The 16,059-nt window shown below is 63.7% G+C and carries 17 protein-coding genes; 11 read left to right on the top strand and 6 right to left on the bottom strand.

All coding sequences use genetic code 11. From position 1 onward, the window contains the following. Genes VM94_RS08275 through VM94_RS08245 form a run of 7 tightly spaced genes read left to right on the top strand, consistent with a single transcriptional unit; the run spans window position 1 to window position 6,137 of the window. On the top strand, window positions 1-651 hold the full coding sequence (locus VM94_RS08275; RefSeq protein ID WP_046683001.1) for an amino acid ABC transporter permease: 651 nt from the start codon (window positions 1-3) through the stop codon (window positions 649-651). Continuing rightward, window positions 638-1,372 (top strand): amino acid ABC transporter ATP-binding protein, encoded by a 735-nt coding sequence (locus tag VM94_RS08270; RefSeq protein WP_034755389.1) that lies wholly within the window; start codon window positions 638-640, stop codon window positions 1,370-1,372. The genes VM94_RS08275 and VM94_RS08270 overlap by 14 nt, the downstream gene beginning before the upstream one ends. Continuing rightward, window positions 1,369-2,115: a sugar phosphate isomerase/epimerase family protein gene (locus VM94_RS08265; RefSeq protein ID WP_046683000.1), complete on the top strand. Its 747-nt coding sequence runs from the start codon at window positions 1,369-1,371 to the stop codon at window positions 2,113-2,115. The genes VM94_RS08270 and VM94_RS08265 overlap by 4 nt, the downstream gene beginning before the upstream one ends. After that, window positions 2,112-3,086 (top strand): sugar kinase, encoded by a 975-nt coding sequence (locus tag VM94_RS08260; RefSeq protein WP_235432873.1) that lies wholly within the window; start codon window positions 2,112-2,114, stop codon window positions 3,084-3,086. The genes VM94_RS08265 and VM94_RS08260 overlap by 4 nt, the downstream gene beginning before the upstream one ends. A gap of 20 nt (window positions 3,087-3,106) precedes the next feature. Continuing rightward, window positions 3,107-4,066, top strand: coding sequence for a 2-hydroxyacid dehydrogenase (locus VM94_RS08255; RefSeq protein WP_046682999.1), 960 nt, complete (start codon window positions 3,107-3,109; stop codon window positions 4,064-4,066). A gap of 58 nt (window positions 4,067-4,124) precedes the next feature. Beyond that, window positions 4,125-5,123 (top strand): porin, encoded by a 999-nt coding sequence (locus VM94_RS08250; RefSeq protein WP_052755630.1) that lies wholly within the window; start codon window positions 4,125-4,127, stop codon window positions 5,121-5,123. 12 nt (window positions 5,124-5,135) lie between these two features. Further along, entirely contained in the window at window positions 5,136-6,137 is a 1,002-nt protein-coding gene (locus VM94_RS08245; RefSeq protein ID WP_046682997.1) for a Gfo/Idh/MocA family protein, read from the top strand. A 71-nt stretch (window positions 6,138-6,208) separates the two neighbouring features. Here VM94_RS08245 and lysS read toward each other — a convergent pair whose 3' ends face one another. The 4 genes from lysS to VM94_RS28700 form a co-directional block, all read right to left on the bottom strand. Continuing rightward, window positions 6,209-7,738 (bottom strand): lysine--tRNA ligase, encoded by a 1,530-nt coding sequence (lysS, locus tag VM94_RS08240; RefSeq protein WP_046682996.1) that lies wholly within the window; start codon window positions 7,736-7,738, stop codon window positions 6,209-6,211. An 18-nt stretch (window positions 7,739-7,756) separates the two neighbouring features. Next, a complete protein-coding gene (locus tag VM94_RS08235) occupies window positions 7,757-8,458 on the bottom strand; it encodes an HAD family hydrolase (protein ID WP_046682995.1) in 702 nt (233 codons plus the stop codon). A gap of 2 nt (window positions 8,459-8,460) precedes the next feature. Then, window positions 8,461-9,565 (bottom strand): peptide chain release factor 2 gene (prfB, locus tag VM94_RS08230; protein WP_138829122.1). Its coding sequence is split into 2 segments (ribosomal slippage): window positions 8,461-9,483 and window positions 9,485-9,565, totalling 1,104 coding nucleotides; the frame shifts between segments, so codons are not numbered across the junction. Continuing rightward, window positions 9,482-9,676, bottom strand: a complete 195-nt coding sequence (locus VM94_RS28700) for a hypothetical protein (protein WP_046682994.1) — start codon at window positions 9,674-9,676, stop codon at window positions 9,482-9,484. Before VM94_RS28700 ends, prfB begins: the two co-directional genes overlap by 84 nt. A 91-nt stretch (window positions 9,677-9,767) precedes the next feature. Here VM94_RS28700 and VM94_RS08220 point away from each other — a divergent pair, with 91 nt between their 5' ends. Both VM94_RS08220 and VM94_RS27190 read left to right on the top strand, forming a co-directional pair. Beyond that, a complete protein-coding gene (locus VM94_RS08220) occupies window positions 9,768-11,798 on the top strand; it encodes a bifunctional 2',3'-cyclic-nucleotide 2'-phosphodiesterase/3'-nucleotidase (RefSeq protein ID WP_046682993.1) in 2,031 nt (676 codons plus the stop codon). Continuing rightward, the gene (locus tag VM94_RS27190; RefSeq protein ID WP_052755629.1) at window positions 11,795-12,283 is read left to right on the top strand and encodes a tetratricopeptide repeat protein; all 489 of its coding nucleotides are present in this window, start codon (window positions 11,795-11,797) and stop codon (window positions 12,281-12,283) included. Before VM94_RS08220 ends, VM94_RS27190 begins: the two co-directional genes overlap by 4 nt. A 12-nt stretch (window positions 12,284-12,295) precedes the next feature. Here the strand turns inward: VM94_RS27190 and VM94_RS08210 are convergent, their stop codons facing one another. Continuing rightward, window positions 12,296-12,694 (bottom strand): hypothetical protein, encoded by a 399-nt coding sequence (locus tag VM94_RS08210; RefSeq protein WP_046682992.1) that lies wholly within the window; start codon window positions 12,692-12,694, stop codon window positions 12,296-12,298. 9 nt (window positions 12,695-12,703) lie between these two features. Then, window positions 12,704-13,579 (bottom strand): hypothetical protein, encoded by an 876-nt coding sequence (locus tag VM94_RS08205; protein ID WP_138829121.1) that lies wholly within the window; start codon window positions 13,577-13,579, stop codon window positions 12,704-12,706. A 344-nt stretch (window positions 13,580-13,923) separates the two neighbouring features. Between VM94_RS08205 and VM94_RS08200 the strand changes: the two genes are divergently transcribed. After that, the gene (locus tag VM94_RS08200) at window positions 13,924-15,081 is read left to right on the top strand and encodes an ABC transporter substrate-binding protein (protein ID WP_046682990.1); all 1,158 of its coding nucleotides are present in this window, start codon (window positions 13,924-13,926) and stop codon (window positions 15,079-15,081) included. Window positions 15,082-15,166: 85 nt separating this feature from the next. Continuing rightward, window positions 15,167-16,057, top strand: a complete 891-nt coding sequence (locus VM94_RS08195) for a branched-chain amino acid ABC transporter permease (protein WP_010398938.1) — start codon at window positions 15,167-15,169, stop codon at window positions 16,055-16,057. Window positions 16,058-16,059: the final 2 nt, after the last annotated feature.

Genomic DNA, 16,059 nt, shown 5'->3' with positions numbered 1-16,059 from the left:
ATGATCAGTGACTTTTCCTGGGATAACCTGCAGTTCCTGCTCGAGGCCACGCGCTGGACCATCGGCCTGTCGCTGATCGTCTTCGTCACGGGCGGCATCGCCGGCTTCGCCGTGGCGCTGCTGCGCACGGCACGCAGCCCCTTCCTGCGTTTCATCAGCGCCCTGTACATCCAGCTGGTCCAGGGCACGCCCGTGCTGATCGTGCTGTTCCTCACCTATTACGGCCTGGCGCTGTTCGGCTACAAGCTGTCGCCGGTCATCGCGGCCGGCGCGGCGATGACGATCTTTGCCAGCGCCTACCTGGGCGAGATCTGGCGCGGCTGCATCGAAGGCGTGCAGCGGCAGCAGTGGGAAGCATCGGCCGCGCTGGCGCTGAACCGCTACCAGCAGCTGCGCTACGTCATCCTGCCGCAGGCGCTGCGCCATTCGCTGCCGCCGACGGTGGGTTTCATGGTGCAGATCATCAAGAACACTTCGATCACCTCGATCATCGGCGTGGTGGAACTGACGCGGGCAGGGCAACTGGTCAGCAATGCGACCTTCCTGCCGTTCATCGTCTTCCCCATCGTCGCCCTGATCTACTTCGCGATGTGCTATCCGCTGTCGCGCTACAGCCATTCACTGGAAAGGAAATTCCATGCCCATCGTTGAAATCGACAATATCAGCAAGAGCTTCGGCGCCAACCACGTGCTCAAGGGCGTGTCGTTCGCCGTCGAGCGGGGGCAGGTGATCGCCGTGATCGGCCGCAGCGGCTCCGGCAAGAGCACCATGCTGCGCTGTATCAACGGCCTGGAAACCATCGACAGCGGCAGCATCGTCGTGGCCGGCCACACGCTGACGGCGCGCCAGGAACACCTGCTCGACTTGCGCAAGGACGTCGGCATGGTCTTCCAGAGCTACAACCTGTTCCCCCACCTGACCGTGGAAGAAAACGTCATGCTGGCGCCGCGCATCGTCAAGAAAGTACCCGATGCGCAGGGCCGCGCCACGGCGCTGCGCGTGCTCAAGCAGGTGGGTCTGGACCACAAGCGCGAAGCCTATCCCGAGCAGCTGTCGGGCGGCCAGCAGCAGCGCGTGGCGATCGCCCGTTCGCTGGCGATGGAGCCGCAAGTGATGCTGTTCGACGAAGTGACGTCTGCGCTTGACCCGGAACTGACGCAGGAAGTGCTGAAGGTGATGGAAGAACTGGCGCAGGCGGGCATGACCATGCTCTTGGTGACGCACGAGATGGAGTTCGCGCGGCGCATGGCCGACGTCACCGTCTTCATGCACCAGGGATTGGTGTGGGAGAGCGGGCCGTCGGAAGCCTTCTTCAGCAACCCGCAAACGCCCGAAGCGCGCCAGTTCGTCGGCGCGGGAGCGATCAAGTGAGCCCCGTCCTGGTGGCGGCGTCGGCCTATGGCGCAAGCAGGGTAAGGCAGCTGGGGCAAAGCCATTTCATCGACGTGGTGGCCGATGCGGGCGGCGCCGGCATCGAGATCCGCCGCGAACTGTTTACTTCCGACGTGCCGGACCTGGCGCGCATGGGCGCGGCCGTGGCCGCGCGCGGCCTGTACTGCGTGTATTCCACGCCCATCGAATTGTGGGACGCCGACGGGCAGCTGCAGCAAGAACTGCTGCGGCAAATGCTGGACGAGGCTGCGCGTCTGGGCGCGCGCTACCTGAAGGTGTCGCTGGGCCATTACCCGGCCGCGCCGGACTTGCCGGCCTTGAAGGCGCAGCTGGAGGCCGCACCCGTGGCGCTGCTGGTGGAAAACGACCAGACGGCCCACGGCGGAAAACTGGCGACGATGGCGCGCTTCCTGGAGGCGGCGCGCGACATCGGGCTGCCCGTGGGACTGACCTTCGACATCGGCAACTGGCGCTGGGTGGGCGAGGACGCGCAGCAGGCGGCGCGCCTGCTGGCGCCGTACGTGCGCTATGTGCATTGCAAGGCGGTTCTTGACGACGGTGGCCGCTTGTCCGCCTGCGCCGTTTCCGCAGCCGATCCATCCTGGCGCGCCGTCTTCGCGCACTTTGCGCCGGGCGTGCAGCGGGCCATCGAATTCCCGCTCGAGGGCGCCGACCTGGTGGCCGAAACGGGCCGCTACATTCAGATACTGGAGGCCGCATGATCAAACACGAAATGGCGCAAGGAGCGCATGCGCTCGACGTCGTCACCTATGGCGAGGCGATGGCGATGTTCGTTGCCGAGCAAACGGGCGACCTGGCGGCCGTGGCGCACTTTACGCGCCGCCTGGCCGGCGCCGAGACGAATGTCGCCATCGGCCTGGCGCGCCTGGGCTTGAAAGTCGGCTGGCTGAGCCGCGTGGGCGACGACTCGTTCGGCCGTTTCATCCGCGCCAGCGTGCAGGCAGAGGGTGTCGATTGCAGCCGGGTCGTCGCCGTCGCCGGCCAGTCCAGCGGCTTCCTGCTCAAGGAGAAGGCCGAGAACGGCGCCGACCCGCTGGTCGAGTACTTCCGCAAGGGTTCCGCCGCCAGCCGGCTGGCGCCCGAGCATTTCGACCCCGCCTATTTCCTGTCCGCGCGCCATTTGCACGCCACGGGCGTGGCCGCGGCGCTGTCCGAGACCAGCCTGGCGTTCGCCGGCCAGGCGCTCGATTTCATGCGCGCGAATGGCCGCAGCGTATCGTTCGATCCGAACCTGCGGCCGTCGCTGTGGCCGTCCAAAGCCGTCATGGTCGAACAGATCAACCGCCTCGCCGCCAAGGCGGACTGGGTGCTGCCCGGCCTGGGGGAAGGAAAAATCCTCACCGGCCACGACCTGCCGCACGACGTCGCCGGCTTTTATCTGCAGCAGGGCGCGCGCCTGGTGGTCATCAAGCTGGGCGCCGAGGGCGCCTATTACCGCACGGCCGATGGCGACAGCGGCATGGTGGCGGGCGAGCGCGTGGCCAACGTGGTCGACACGGTGGGCGCCGGCGACGGTTTCGCGGCCGGCCTGGTCAGCGCCTTGCTGGAAGGCTTGCCGCTGGCGCAGGCGGTAGGGCGCGGCAACCGGGTCGGCGCCTTCGCCATCCAGGTGGCCGGCGACATGGAAGGCTTGCCGACCCGCGCCCAGCTCGACGCGCTGGTCCCATCTTGAACCGTACAGGGGAAACACTCGTGAAAAAACATGTGGTTGTCTATAAAAAGCTGGCCGAGCCGCTGCTGGCGCGCCTGCGCGCCGAATGCGAGGTGACGTACTTCGAAGCGATCGACGCGGGCAACCGCGCCGCATTTGCTGCCGCCATCCGCGGCGCGCACGGTTTGCTGGGCGCCAGCGTGCGCCTGGACCGCGAACTGCTGGACCCGGCCTTGGACCTGCGCATCATTTCCACCATTTCCGTGGGCGTCGACCAGTTCGACGTCGATTACCTGCGCGAACGGGGCATCTTGCTGGCCAATACGCCGGACGTGCTGACGGAAACGACGGCCGACACGATCTTTGCGCTGATCCTTGCCAGCGCGCGGCGCGTCGTCGAACTGGCCGAATTCGTCAAGGCCGGACGCTGGACGCGCAGCGTGGGCGAGAGCCAGTACGGCGTCAACGTGCACGGCAAGACCATCGGCATGCTGGGCATGGGCCGCATCGGCCGCGCCGTCGCCCGCCGGGCCGCGCTGGGTTTCGGCATGCAAGTGCTGTACGTGAATGGCGAAGCGGTGCCCGAGGTGGAGGCGGCGCTGGGCGCGCGCCAGGTGGCGCTTGACGACTTGCTGGCCAGTTCCGACTTCGTCTGCGTGGTGCTGCCGCTGACGGCGCAGACGGAACGCATGATGGGCCGGCGCGAGTTCGCGCTGATGCGCCCCGGCGCCATCTTCATCAACGGCTCGCGCGGGCGCATCGTCGACGAGGCGGCGCTGATCGAGGCGCTGCAGCAGGGCACCATCCACGGCGCCGGCCTGGACGTGTTCGAGCGCGAACCGCTGGCGCCGGACAATCCGCTGCCGGGCATGGCCAACGTGGTGGCGCTGCCGCATATCGGCTCGGCCACGCACGAAACGCGTTACGCCATGGCGCAGCAAGCCGTGGACAACCTGCTGGCCGGTCTGCGCGGCGAGCGTCCGCGCTACCTGGTCGGCTAAGAGCAGTATCAATAAAAAATAGACAGGGAAAGAAATGAAGAACAAGGTAGCAAGGGCAATGATCATCGGCGCAGGCGCTTGCGGCGGCCTGTGTAGCGCGCAGTCGAACGTGACCATGTATGGCATCGCGGACCTGGGCGTGGTGTCCGAGAACGGTGGCCCCGGCGGCAGGGTACTCAAAGTGACCAGCGGCATCGCCAACGGTTCGCGGCTCGGTTTCAAGGGCAGTGAAGACCTGGGCGGCGGCACGACGGCGATATTTACCTTCGATGCGGGCATCCTGGCCGACACGGGCGCTTCGGCCCAGGGCGGCCTGCTGTTCGGGCGCCAGGCCTTCGTCGGGCTGGCCGGCGCGGCGGGCACGCTGCGACTGGGCCGCCAGTACACCTTCATCGACAGCAGCCTGGGGGCGCTGGACCCGTTTTACCTGGGTTTTGCGGGCAGGATAAGCAACGTCTTCACGGCCGGCTACATCAGCCGGGTCGATAACAGCATCACCTACAGCTCGCCCGTGCGCGGCGGCCTTTCCGGCGAACTGGCGTACGGCTTCGGCGAAGTGCCAGGCGACGCGTCGGCCAAACGCTACGCGGGCGCGGCGGCCACCTATGCCAGCGGGCCGCTGTACGTGCGCATGGCGCACCAGGACGCCAATACGCTGTCGACCGCGCTGGTGGCGGGCAGGGCGAGGAACACGGTACTGGGCGCCACCTGGGACTTCGGCGTGGTCAAGGCGCATGGCGCCGTCGCAGTCAGCAAGAGCACGGCGGGCGCCGCCGCCACGGTTGACAGCGCGGACCTGATGCTGGGCGCCACCGTACCTGTCGGCCCGCACCGCATCCTGTTCTCGTACGTGCGGCGCGACGACCGGCGCGCCGCCAACGGTGACGCTTCCCAGATCGGCATCGGCTACACCTACGCGCTGTCGAAGCGCAGTACCTTGTATGCGGCCTACGCGCATATCGATAACCGCAACGGCGCCGCCTATGTGGTGGGCAACGCCACCGACAACGGCACCGGCAACCAGGCCTGGAACCTGGGCCTGCGCCACACTTTTTAACGGGAGAATCGAATGAAGAAAACCGGATGGATTTTGGTCGGCGCCAGCACCGTGGCGCGCGAATGGATGGTCGACGCGATCCGCCAGCAGGGCGATGCCGAAGTGCTGGCCGTGGTCAGCCGCGATGCCGCGCGCGGCGCCGCCTTTGCCGAGCAGTTCGGCATCGCCGCCAGTTACACGGACCTCGATGCGGCGCTGGCGCATCCGGGAACGGACGCCGTGTACATCAGCACCACCAACGAGTTGCACATGGCGCAGACCTTGCAGGCGGCGTGCGCCGGCAAGCACGTGCTGTGCGAAAAGCCGCTGGCGCTGAACCTGGAAGACGCGCGCAGCATGGTCGACGGCTGCGCCGAGGCGGGCGTGGTGCTGGGGATTAACCACCACCTGCGCAACGCGGCCAGCCATGGCAAGGTGCGCGAGCTGATACGCGCCGGCGAGATCGGCCAACCCCTGTATGGCCGCGTGCTGCACGCGAACAACCTGCCGCAGCACCTGCGCGGCTGGCGCCTGGACGCGCCGGAGTCGGGCGGCGTCACGCTCGACATGTTCGTGCACGATGTCGATACCCTGCGCTTCCTGCTTGACTCCGAGCCGCGCCACGTCACGGCCTGCGCCACCAGCGGCGGCATGACGGTGGCCGGACTGGAAGAGGGCCTGATGGCCGTCATCGAGTTCGACAACGGCGCCCTGGTGCAGGTGCACGACGCGTTCAACGCGCCGTATTCGCTGTCCGGTGTGGAAATCATCGGCACGAAGGGCACCATCTTCGCCACCGGCGTGATGACGCAGCGCCCCGTCGGCACCATCAGCCTGACCCAAGACGGCGGCAAAGTTGACATCCCCGTCGAGCATGAAAACCTGTACGTGCGCTCGGTGCGCGCCTTCCAGCGCGCCATGCGCGGCGAAGGGCAGCCGGCCGCCACGGGCGACGACGGCATGCGCGCGCTGGCCACGGCCTTGGCGGCACAACAGGCCAGCCGCAGCCACCAGCGCGTGACCCTGGCAGGCTGACGGCCGTCGGCACAATAAAAAAGCCGCCTGATCGCAAAATCAGGCGGCTTTTTATCGGCTTGCGTCCGTGATTATTCTTCGCGGCGTAAATGCGGGAACAGCAGGACGTCGCGGATGTTCGGCGAATCCGTGATGATCATCATCAGGCGGTCGATGCCGATGCCGCAGCCGCCGGCTGGCGGCATGCCGTATTCCAGCGCGCGGATGTAGTCGGCGTCGTAGAACATCGCCTCTTCATCGCCTGCATCCTTGGCGGCCACTTGCGCCAGGAAGCGGGCCGACTGGTCTTCCGCGTCGTTCAACTCGGAGAAGCCGTTGGCGATTTCGCGGCCCACCATGAACAATTCAAAACGTTCGGTGATGCCGGCCACCGTGTCGGAAGCGCGCGCCAGTGGCGACACTTCGACCGGGTAGTCGATGATGTAGGTCGGTTCCCACAGCTGCGCTTCAGCCGTCTCTTCGAACAGCGCCAGTTGCAGCGCGCCCAGGCCGGCCGTGGCGAACGGCTTGACGCCGAATTTCTTCAGTTCTTCCTTGATGAAGTCCGCATCGTTCAACTGCTCCGGCGTATAGCCAGGCGCGTACTTGTTGATCGCTTCGACGATGGTCAAGCGGTGGAACGGTTTTGCCAGGTCCAGCTCGCGGCCGCCGTAGGTCAGGGTGGCGGTGCCGTGCGCGTCGATGGCGGCCTGGCGGATGACGGCTTCCGTGAAGTCCATCAGCCATTTGTAGTCGGTGTAGGCCGCGTAGAATTCCATCATCGTGAATTCCGGATTGTGACGGATCGACACGCCTTCGTTGCGGAAGTTGCGGTTGATCTCGAACACGCGGTCGAAGCCGCCCACGACCAGGCGCTTCAGGTACAGCTCGGGCGCGATGCGCAGGAACATCTGCATGTCGAGCGCATTGTGGTGCGTGATGAACGGTTTTGCTGCCGCGCCGCCAGGGATCGTGTGCAGCATCGGCGTTTCCACTTCCATGAACTCGTTCTTTTCCATGAAGCGGCGGATCGACGAGATGGCGGCGGTGCGCGCCTTGAAGGTGCGGCGCGTCTCTTCGTTCATGATCAGGTCGACGTAGCGCTGGCGGTACTTCGTTTCCTGGTCGGCCAGGCCGTGGAATTTGTCCGGCAGCGGGCGCAGCGACTTGGTGATCAAGCGCAGTTCCGTGACCTTGATGGTCAGTTCGTCCGTCTTCGTCTTGAACAAGGTGCCTTGCACGCCCAGGATATCGCCCAGGTCATAGTGGTGCAGGGCGGCCATGGCCGCTTCGCCGGTGAGGTCGAGGGTGGCGTAGATCTGGATGCGGCCGTCGGCTTTCGGGCCGGAAGCGTCTTGCAGGGTGGCGAAAGCGGCTTTCTTGCCTGCTTCGCGCTTGAGCATCATGCGGCCGGCCAGCACCACGGTGACAGGTTCGGCTTCCAGCTCTTCGCGCGTCTTGCCGCCGTATTGCGCGTGCAGGTCGGCCGCCTTGTGCTCGGGGCGGAAATCGTTCGGGAAGGCGACGCCTTGTTCGCGCAGTGCTGCCAGCTTGACGCGGCGCTCGGCGATGATCTTGTTTTCATCGGGTGCGGCGGCTTGTTCTTGGATATCCGTAGTCATGGTGTTCTTCGTTGGTGATTATTGATGATGTGGCGCCAGCGCAGGCGCCACGCTGGCAAACAGTGCGTCGACGTCGAGCGCGGAGAAATCCGGCACGATGGCAATGACGTTGTCGAAGGCGGCAAATGCCTCGGCCGGCAGGGTGGTGGTGAGCACCACGACGCGCATGCCGGCACGGCGCGCCGCTTCCACGCCCAGGGGGGCGTCTTCAAAGACGATGCAGTTGTGCGGCTGCGCGCCGGCCAGCAGCGCGCCTTTCAGGAAAACGTCCGGGTGCGGCTTGCCCCGTTCCACGTCGGCGGCGCCGACGATGGCGTCGAAGCGGTGGCGCAGGTCCAGGCCGTCGAGCGTGAACGCGATGTTCTCGGCCGGCGCGGCCGTCCCGACCACCAGCCCGACGCCTGCCTGGCGCGCGCTGGCGATCAGGCGGTCGAAACCGGCGACCGTGGCCAGGTGCGGGCCATACAGTTCGCGGTAGACGACTTCCTTTTCAGCCAGCAGGGTGACGTGGTCGGCTCCCTCGCCCAGGTACTTGGCGATGATTTCGTGTCCCTGCCGTCCTGCCGTGTCGCGGAAAAAGGCGTCCGCATCCAGCGCATGGCCGTGGCGTTCAAAGAACGCCAGCCACGATGTCGTGTGGAAGGCCATGTTGTCGACGATCGTGCCATCCATGTCGAACAGGAAGGCGCGCTTTGCCAATGCCGGAGCGGATGCATTCATCCTTATACGCCTTGCTTGAGCGAGGCGGAAATGAACTCGTCGATGTCGCCATCGAGCACGCCCTTGGTATTGCCCGTCTCGAAACCGGTGCGCAAGTCCTTGATGCGGGACTGGTCCAGCACGTAGGAGCGGATCTGGTGACCCCAGCCCACGTCCGTCTTCGAGTCTTCCAGCTTTTGCTGCTCGCTCATGCGCTTGCGCAGTTCATGCTCGTACAGCTTCGCTTTCAGCATTTCCATCGCTTCGGCGCGGTTGCGGTGCTGCGAACGGTCGTTCTGGCACTGCACCACGATGCCGGTCGGCGCGTGGGTCATGCGGACGGCGGAGTCGGTCTTGTTGATGTGCTGACCACCGGCGCCCGACGCGCGGTAGGTATCGACGCGGATATCGGCCGGGTTGACGTCGATCTCGATCGAATCGTCGACCTCCGGATACACGAACAGCGACGTAAACGAGGTATGGCGGCCGTTGGCCGAGTCGAATGGCGACTTGCGCACGAGGCGGTGCACGCCCGTTTCCGTGCGCAGGAAGCCGTAGGCGTGATCGCCCTCGACCTTCAGGGTGGCCGTCTTGATGCCGGCGACCTCGCCGTCGGACTGCTCGAGGATTTCGACCTTGAAGCCCTTGCGTTCGCAATAGCGCAGGTACTGGCGCAGCAGCATCGAGGCCCAGTCCTGGGCTTCCGTACCGCCGGCGCCGGCCTGGATGTCGATGAAGCAGTTGTTCGGGTCCATCGGATTGTTGAACATCCGGCGGAATTCCATGCTTTCGATGACCTTGCGGATTTCCTGCACGTCCTGCTCGATCGCTTCGAGCGTATCGTCGTCGCCCTCTTCGCGGGCCATGTCGAACAGGTCGCGGGTGTCGCGCAGGTCGGCATCGGCCTTGGCCAGGGTGAAGACGATGGCTTCCAGCGCCTTCTTCTCTTTACCGAGGTCCTGGGCGCGTTTGGGATCGTTCCAGACGGTAGGATCTTCCAGTTCTTCGTTGACTTGCTCTAGTTTCTCCGACTTGACAGTGAAGTCAAAGATACCTCCGAAGTTCGGCTTCGCGGACCGTCAGGTCGTTGAGCAGGGCGGAGATGATATTGATGCGTTCGGCTTCCATAATGTTCTGGTCTTCTATGGTGAAATCAAACCCTGAATTATACGCGAGCGCGGCGCGTTTCTGATGCCGGGGGCGCCGAATCGATGCCGCACAGGGCAATAAAATCGTCATTTCGCTGTATTTGCGACAATATTTTTGCCTTGATAGGGGCTGCCGTGCTGCGTATGATGCTGGCGATATTGTCTTTCCACAGGAATACATCATGCTTCAATCTCCCCGTCTTGCCCTGTTGCCGTTGCTGCTGGCCGGCTGCGGCGCCTTGCCGTCCGCCGCCACCGGTCCGGTCCAGCCATCGGCCGCGCCGGCCGGCAGCAGCGCCACCCTGGCCCTGCTGGAGACGACGGACTTGCACGCGAATGTGCTCAGTTATGATTACTACAAGCTGCAGGCGGAACCGTCGATCGGCCTGGAACGCACGGCGGCCCTGATCGCCCAGGCACGTACGCAATTCCCGAACAACCTGTTGCTCGACAACGGCGACACCATCCAGGGCACGGCGCTGGCCGACTACCAGGCATTGGTAAAACCGCTGGCCTGCGACCAGACCCTGGCCATCTACAAGGCGATGAATTTGCTGAAAGTGGACGGCGGCGGCGTCGGCAACCACGAATTCAACTACGGCCTGGCGTTCCTGAGCCAGGTGACGGGCAACCGCTTCGATGTCGACAGCGTCGACGCCAGCAAGCCGCGCTGCGCCGGCCCCGCGTTCCCGCAAGTGCTGGCCAACGTCTACAGCGTCAAGACGGGCAAGCCCCTGTTTGCGCCATACCACATCATCGCCAAGCAAATCACGGCCACCGGCCCCGATGGCAAGGCCATCACCGCTACCGTGAAGGTCGGCATCATCAGCTTTGCGCCGCCCACCATCATGGCCTGGGACAAGCGCTGGCTGGAAGGGCGCGTCTACACGCAGGGCGTGCGCGAGACGGCGGAAAAATTCATCCCCGAGATGCGCGCCAGGGGCGCCGAGCTGGTGGTGGCGATCTCGCACGGCGGCCTCGATGACAGTCCGTATTCGCCGACCATGGAAAACGGTAATTACTACCTGTCGCAAGTGCCGGGCGTGGATGCCATGCTGATCGGCCACTCGCACCAGCTGTTCCCGAACGCGAGCAGCACGGTGCCGCAATTTAATTTGCCCGGCGTCGACAAGGTCAAAGGGCTGGTGAACGGCGTGCCGACCGTGATGGCCAATTTGTGGGGCAAGCACCTGGGCGTGATCGGCCTGCGCCTGCGCCACGACGGCAAGCAGTGGGTGGTCGACAAGAGCGCCACGACGGTGGAAGCGCGCGGCATCCAGAACGCGGACAAGAGTTATGTGGCGCCTGATCCCGCCATCGCCAAACTGGTAGCCGAGGAGCACGCGGCGACGATTGCCTACGTGCAGACGCCCGTGGGCAAGACGGACTTCCGCATGTCGACGTATTTTGCCGACGTGGGCGACGTGAGCGCCATCGAGGTGGTGAACCAGGCGCAAACGGGCTATCTGGCTGCCTACGTCAAAGCGAACCTGCCGCAGTACGCGCACCTGCCCGTGCTGTCGATGTCGTCCCCGTTCAAGAGCGGCTCGGCCGGCGTGTCCGACTACACGGACGTCAAGGCGGGCAATGTGGCGCTGAATAACGCGGCTGATTTGTACCTGTACCCGAACGCGCTGTACGGCGTGAAGATGAATGGCGCGGACCTGAAGGCCTGGCTGGAACAGTCGGCGCAGCGTTTCAATACCATCGACCCGAACAAGCTGGAAGCGCAGGAACTGGTCAACACGGCCCATCCGAGCTACAACTTCGACGCGATCACGAGCGCCGACGTGCGCTACCAGATCGACGTCACGCAACAGCCCGGCCAGCGCATCAAGGCGCTGACGTACAAGGGCAAGCCGGTGGACGCCAGCCAGGAATTTTTGATCGCCACCAATAACTACCGCGCCAGCGGCGGCGGCAATTTCCCTGGCCTGGACGGCAGCAAGACGGTGGTGGCCTCGCCCGACAACAACCGCGAACTCCTGATCGCTTACGTGACCAAGGAAAAAAACCTGACGCGCGCGAAAAACGGTTCGGCGCGCAGTTGGCGCTTCGCCAAGGCCGCCACGAAAGGCCCCGTGGTCTTCCACTCGGCGCCGAACGTGATCGACCTGGCGCAAGCGGCCGGCATCGACAACGTCACTCAGATGAAGGCTGACGACGGCGCGGGCAAGGGCTTTGCGCTGTACCAGCTCGACTTGTCGAAATGATGCTGGCAAACTTGCTGCTGGCCGCCGCGCTGGCGTCGCCCGTGGTGGCCGCGCCCGATGTCACGGCCCGGGGCAAGGTCCTGATGCGCGCCGGAGAGGCGGCCCAGCCGCAGGCGCGCGCCCTGTTCGAACAGGCGGCGGGGCAGGGCAGCGGTCCTGCCGCATATTACCTGGGCCTGATGCACAAGAACGGCATGGGCGGGCCGCAGGACAGCGCCGCCGCGCTGCGCTGGCTGGAACTGGCCGCGCAACGCGGCGTGGCGCCGGCCATGTTCATCGTGGCGAACATGCTGCTGGACAGCAATGAAGCGCGGGCGCGCTACTGGCTAGATGCCGCCTGCGACCTCGACTACCCGGAAGCGCTGCAGCAGAAATCCGTCGCGCTGAGCGAAGGACAGATGGGCTATGCGCACAATGAAGAGCTGTCCTTCCTGTACCTGAAGATGGCCACGCATGCGATGGGTCACCGGGCTGGCGAGCCGTAATTGTCCCCCAGCTCAGGTCCGCAGGCTGTTCGCTGCCTCGGCAATCGCCAGCGGGTTGCGCGACAGCAGGGCGGCAGCCAGGTCTAGCAGGCCTGCCGCTGCCTTGATGGCCGCGTGCGTGTGCTGGATGTCGGCCACGGTTTTCCTGCCCTGCTCGATTGCCGAGTTTACATTGGCCAATGCCTGCTGCGCGCCCTGGTTGATCAGGTAGATGCCATGGGCGCGGAAAAAGGACACCATCTGGTCCAGGTGGCTTTCATATTGCTTGAGATCCTGCAGCACGGTTGACGGCGTTGGCGGCGTACGGTCGGTCAGCGCGATGCGCAGCTCCAGTACCTGGTTCGAGGCCTGGGCCAGCTTGTCGGCGATTTCCGTGGTTTGTTTTTCATCGAGTGCGATAGCGTTGCCCATGTTTTACTCCTACCAGGGTGAGGGGGAATAATTGCTTGCCTGCTTTTGCAGGGTACCGACTTGCTTGGCAAAGGTGTCCAGTTGGCGTTCCAATGCCGGGTCTTTCATGGACTTGGCGCGCAAGGTGCTCAGACTGTTCTGCAATTCGGTCATGGCGGCAATATAGGCATCGATGACCTTGCCACGCTCTTGCAGTTGCCGCCCATCCTGGTAGAGCTTGGCTTTCAGATAGTTGCTGGCAACAGGCTCCCTGGCCGCGGCATTGTCGAGCGAGCGGTTCAGGGACGCCAGCGTCAGGTTCTCGTCGTGCAAATTGGCCTGGTAATTTTGCTGCGCATATTTTTTCAGCGCATTGCTGATGATATAAATATCGTCTTCGCGCGCCAGCAGTTCGTTGATGCCCGACTGCTGTCTGTGCTGCGTCACGATTTGGCTGATCAGCGCGCTCAGGCGCGTGACTTTGTCCAGTTGGTCGGCGTTGAGCACGGGCGTCATGCCGCTGGACTGCTGCAAGGCGCCCAGCGAACCGCCAAGGGCGCCGATCTCTTCCTTGTAGTTTGCCAGCTTGTCGTTGGCCAGTGCGGCAAGTACTTCCGCGTAGCGTTTCAATACATCGTTCAGTTCGGACGTACCCGCCAACTGGGCCGCATAGTCCTTGCAGCGCCGGAGCAGGTCCTGCTCCGTTTCCTGCGCAACGTAGGGGCGGTCGGTGATGATGCTGTTGCGCCGTACATTATTGGTGCAACTGTTCATGGAGTGCGTCAGCATGGGTTTGAATGCTTCCGTTACCGCCACCGTCTGTCCCGCGAACTTGTCGACCGGCGTGAAGTTCTTGCAGGCGCTACTCATGCCGCCGATCAGCAGACAGGCGCAGATGGTTGTCATGGGCTGGCGCATAGGTTCTCCGTGGTAAGGATGGGATTGCCGCCATGGCCGGTTGACCCTGGTTCAATGACCATATCACCATTGCCTCACCATACTTTGACGCAGATCAGATACCTGTACTGTGTGTCAATGTGCAGCAGCTGTGTCAATTTGCGCCATATTTTCCTTACAAAAGACTGACATCGGGCCAGTAATCTGGTCTTTTTCGCATGTTGCGACGCGTCATATGTAGTTGTTGCTGGTGCATGTTTACTCACCTACAATGATTTATCGATGGGGCGGTTATCCAGCGTACGACTATAAAAATAAGTGGTATTAAAAACGTTGTATCAGAGGAGATGACAATGAATTTGAAACAGAAATTGCTCGTGGCAAGTTTGGTTTTGGGTTTCTCGCAGGCGGCGGTCGCAGCCGACCCCATCAAGATCGGCGTGTCCGGTCCGTTCACGGGCGGTTCCGCGCCGATGGGCGTGTCGATGCGCGACGGCGTCAAGCTGGCCGTCGCTGAAATCAATGCCAAAGGTGGCGTACTGGGCCGTTCGCTGCTGCTGATCGAGCGCGACGACGAAGCGAAGAACGAACGCGGCGTGCAGATCGCCCAGGAGCTCATCAACAAGGAAAAGGTCGCCGCCACCGTCGGCTACATCAATACGGGCGTGGCCCTGGCATCGCAGCGCTTCTACCAGGAAGCGAAAATTCCCGTCATGAACAATGTGGCGACGGGTTCCATCGTCACCAAGCAGTTCGCCGACCAACCGGAAAACTACATTTTCCGCAATGCGGCCAATGACACCATCCAGTCCGGCATGATCGTGCATGAGGCGATCGAGAACCGCAAGTTCAAGAAAGTGGCGATCCTGGCCGACTCCACCAACTATGGCCAGCTGGGCCGTGAAGACCTGGAAAAGGCGCTCGACAAGAAGGGCATCAAGCCCGTCGTCGTGGAAAAATACAACATCAAGGACGTCGACATGACGGCCCAGCTGCTGAAAGCCAAGCAGGCGGGCGCGGAAGTCGTGCTGACCTACGGTATCGGCCCGGAACTGGCGCAGATCGCCAACGGCATGGAAAAACTGGGCTGGAAAGTGCCGCTGATCGGCAGCTGGACCCTGGCCATGGGTAACTTCATCGACAACGCGGGCAAGAACGGCAATGGCACGCGCATGCCGCAAACCTTCATCCAGGACGCCAGCACGCCGAAGCGCAAGGCTTTCATCGACGCCTACGTGGCCGCCTACAAGCCCTCGGGCGGACGCATGCCGTCGGCCGTCTCGGCCGCGCAAGGCTACGATTCGATCTACCTGCTGGCCGCGGCCATCACACAGGCAGGCGGCACGGACGGCCCGAAAGTGCGCGCCGCGCTGGAAAACCTGAATGAAAAAGTGGAAGGCGCCGTCACCACCTACAACAAGCCGTTCAGCAAGACCAACCATGAGGCGATCACGGCCGACCTGACGGTCTTCGGTGAGGTCAAGGACGGCAAAGTCGTCCTCGCGAAATAAGCCTGGCAGACATTCGCCGCGCAGTGGCCAGCCTTGAGGAATCAGGACTGGCCATTTTTTCATCGTTCGTCTTCCGGGGAATACCATGGAAATCTTCCTGCAGCTCGTCTTCAGCGGCATCGCGCTGGGCATGATCTATGCCGTCATCGCCTTCGGCTACCAGCTGACCTTTGCCACTTCCGGCACCCTCAATTTCGGCCAAGGGGAATCCCTGATGCTGGGCGCGCTCGTGGGCCTTTCCCTGGTGGGCACCATCCACGGCGGCCCGTACATGAGCTATCTCCTGATGATCCCCATCGTCATCGTCTTCGGCGCCTTGCAGGGCGTGTTCGTCGAATGGATAGGCGTGCGGCCCGCCATCAAGATCAAGTCCGAATTCGGCTGGATCATGTCGACCATCGCGCTGGCCATCATTTTCAAGAACGTGGCGGAAAACATCTGGGGCAAGGATGACCTGATGTTCCCGTCGCCGCTGTCGGCCGCGCCGTTCCAGGTGTTCGGCGCCAACGTGCAGCAGATGCAGGTGGCCGTCATCGTCGGCGCGCTGGCCATCATGCTGGCCGTCGAGGTGTTCAACCGCAAATCGATCTACGGCAAGGCCGTCGTGGCGACCGCCAACGACCGCGATGCGGCCGGCCTGATGGGCATCAACACGGGCATGGTGATCACGTTTTCCTACGCGCTGTCGTCGGCCACGGCCGCCTTTGCGGGCGTGCTGGTGGCGCCGCTGACACTGACGGGGGCCACCATGGGCGCCTCGCTGGGTTTGAAAGCGTTTGCCGTGGCCATCATCGGCGGGCTGACGTCGGGCGTGGGCGCCATCGTCGGCGGACTGATCCTGGGCATCGCGGAAACGACCACCGGCTACTACATTTCCACCGGCTACAAGGAAGTGCCAGGCCTGCTGCTCCTGCTGCTGGTGCTGGCCGTCAAGCCGTCCGGCCTGTTCGGCAAAGCCGCGATCAAGAAAGTCTGAGG

Source organism: Janthinobacterium sp. KBS0711, assembly GCF_000988085.1.
In the GTDB taxonomy this organism is placed as follows: Bacteria; Pseudomonadota; Gammaproteobacteria; order Burkholderiales; family Burkholderiaceae_D; genus Janthinobacterium; species Janthinobacterium lividum_E.
The sequence above is the reverse complement of the archived record's forward strand: the minus strand, read 5'-3'. Positions and strand labels throughout refer to the sequence as shown.

Coding starts and splice junctions, on each gene's coding strand:
- VM94_RS08275 (WP_046683001.1), top strand. CDS start 1: ATGATCAGTGACTTTTCCTGGGATAACCTGCAGTTCCTGCTCGAGGCC.
- VM94_RS08270 (WP_034755389.1), top strand. CDS start 638: ATGCCCATCGTTGAAATCGACAATATCAGCAAGAGCTTCGGCGCCAAC.
- VM94_RS08260 (WP_235432873.1), top strand. CDS start 2,112: ATGATCAAACACGAAATGGCGCAAGGAGCGCATGCGCTCGACGTCGTC.
- VM94_RS08250 (WP_052755630.1), top strand. CDS start 4,125: ATGATCATCGGCGCAGGCGCTTGCGGCGGCCTGTGTAGCGCGCAGTCG.
- VM94_RS08245 (WP_046682997.1), top strand. CDS start 5,136: ATGAAGAAAACCGGATGGATTTTGGTCGGCGCCAGCACCGTGGCGCGC.
- lysS (WP_046682996.1), bottom strand. CDS start 7,738: ATGACTACGGATATCCAAGAACAAGCCGCCGCACCCGATGAAAACAAG.
- VM94_RS08235 (WP_046682995.1), bottom strand. CDS start 8,458: ATGAATGCATCCGCTCCGGCATTGGCAAAGCGCGCCTTCCTGTTCGAC.
- VM94_RS28700 (WP_046682994.1), bottom strand. CDS start 9,676: ATGACGATTTTATTGCCCTGTGCGGCATCGATTCGGCGCCCCCGGCAT.
- VM94_RS08220 (WP_046682993.1), top strand. CDS start 9,768: ATGCTTCAATCTCCCCGTCTTGCCCTGTTGCCGTTGCTGCTGGCCGGC.
- VM94_RS27190 (WP_052755629.1), top strand. CDS start 11,795: ATGATGCTGGCAAACTTGCTGCTGGCCGCCGCGCTGGCGTCGCCCGTG.
- VM94_RS08210 (WP_046682992.1), bottom strand. CDS start 12,694: ATGGGCAACGCTATCGCACTCGATGAAAAACAAACCACGGAAATCGCC.
- VM94_RS08205 (WP_138829121.1), bottom strand. CDS start 13,579: ATGACAACCATCTGCGCCTGTCTGCTGATCGGCGGCATGAGTAGCGCC.
- VM94_RS08200 (WP_046682990.1), top strand. CDS start 13,924: ATGAATTTGAAACAGAAATTGCTCGTGGCAAGTTTGGTTTTGGGTTTC.
- VM94_RS08195 (WP_010398938.1), top strand. CDS start 15,167: ATGGAAATCTTCCTGCAGCTCGTCTTCAGCGGCATCGCGCTGGGCATG.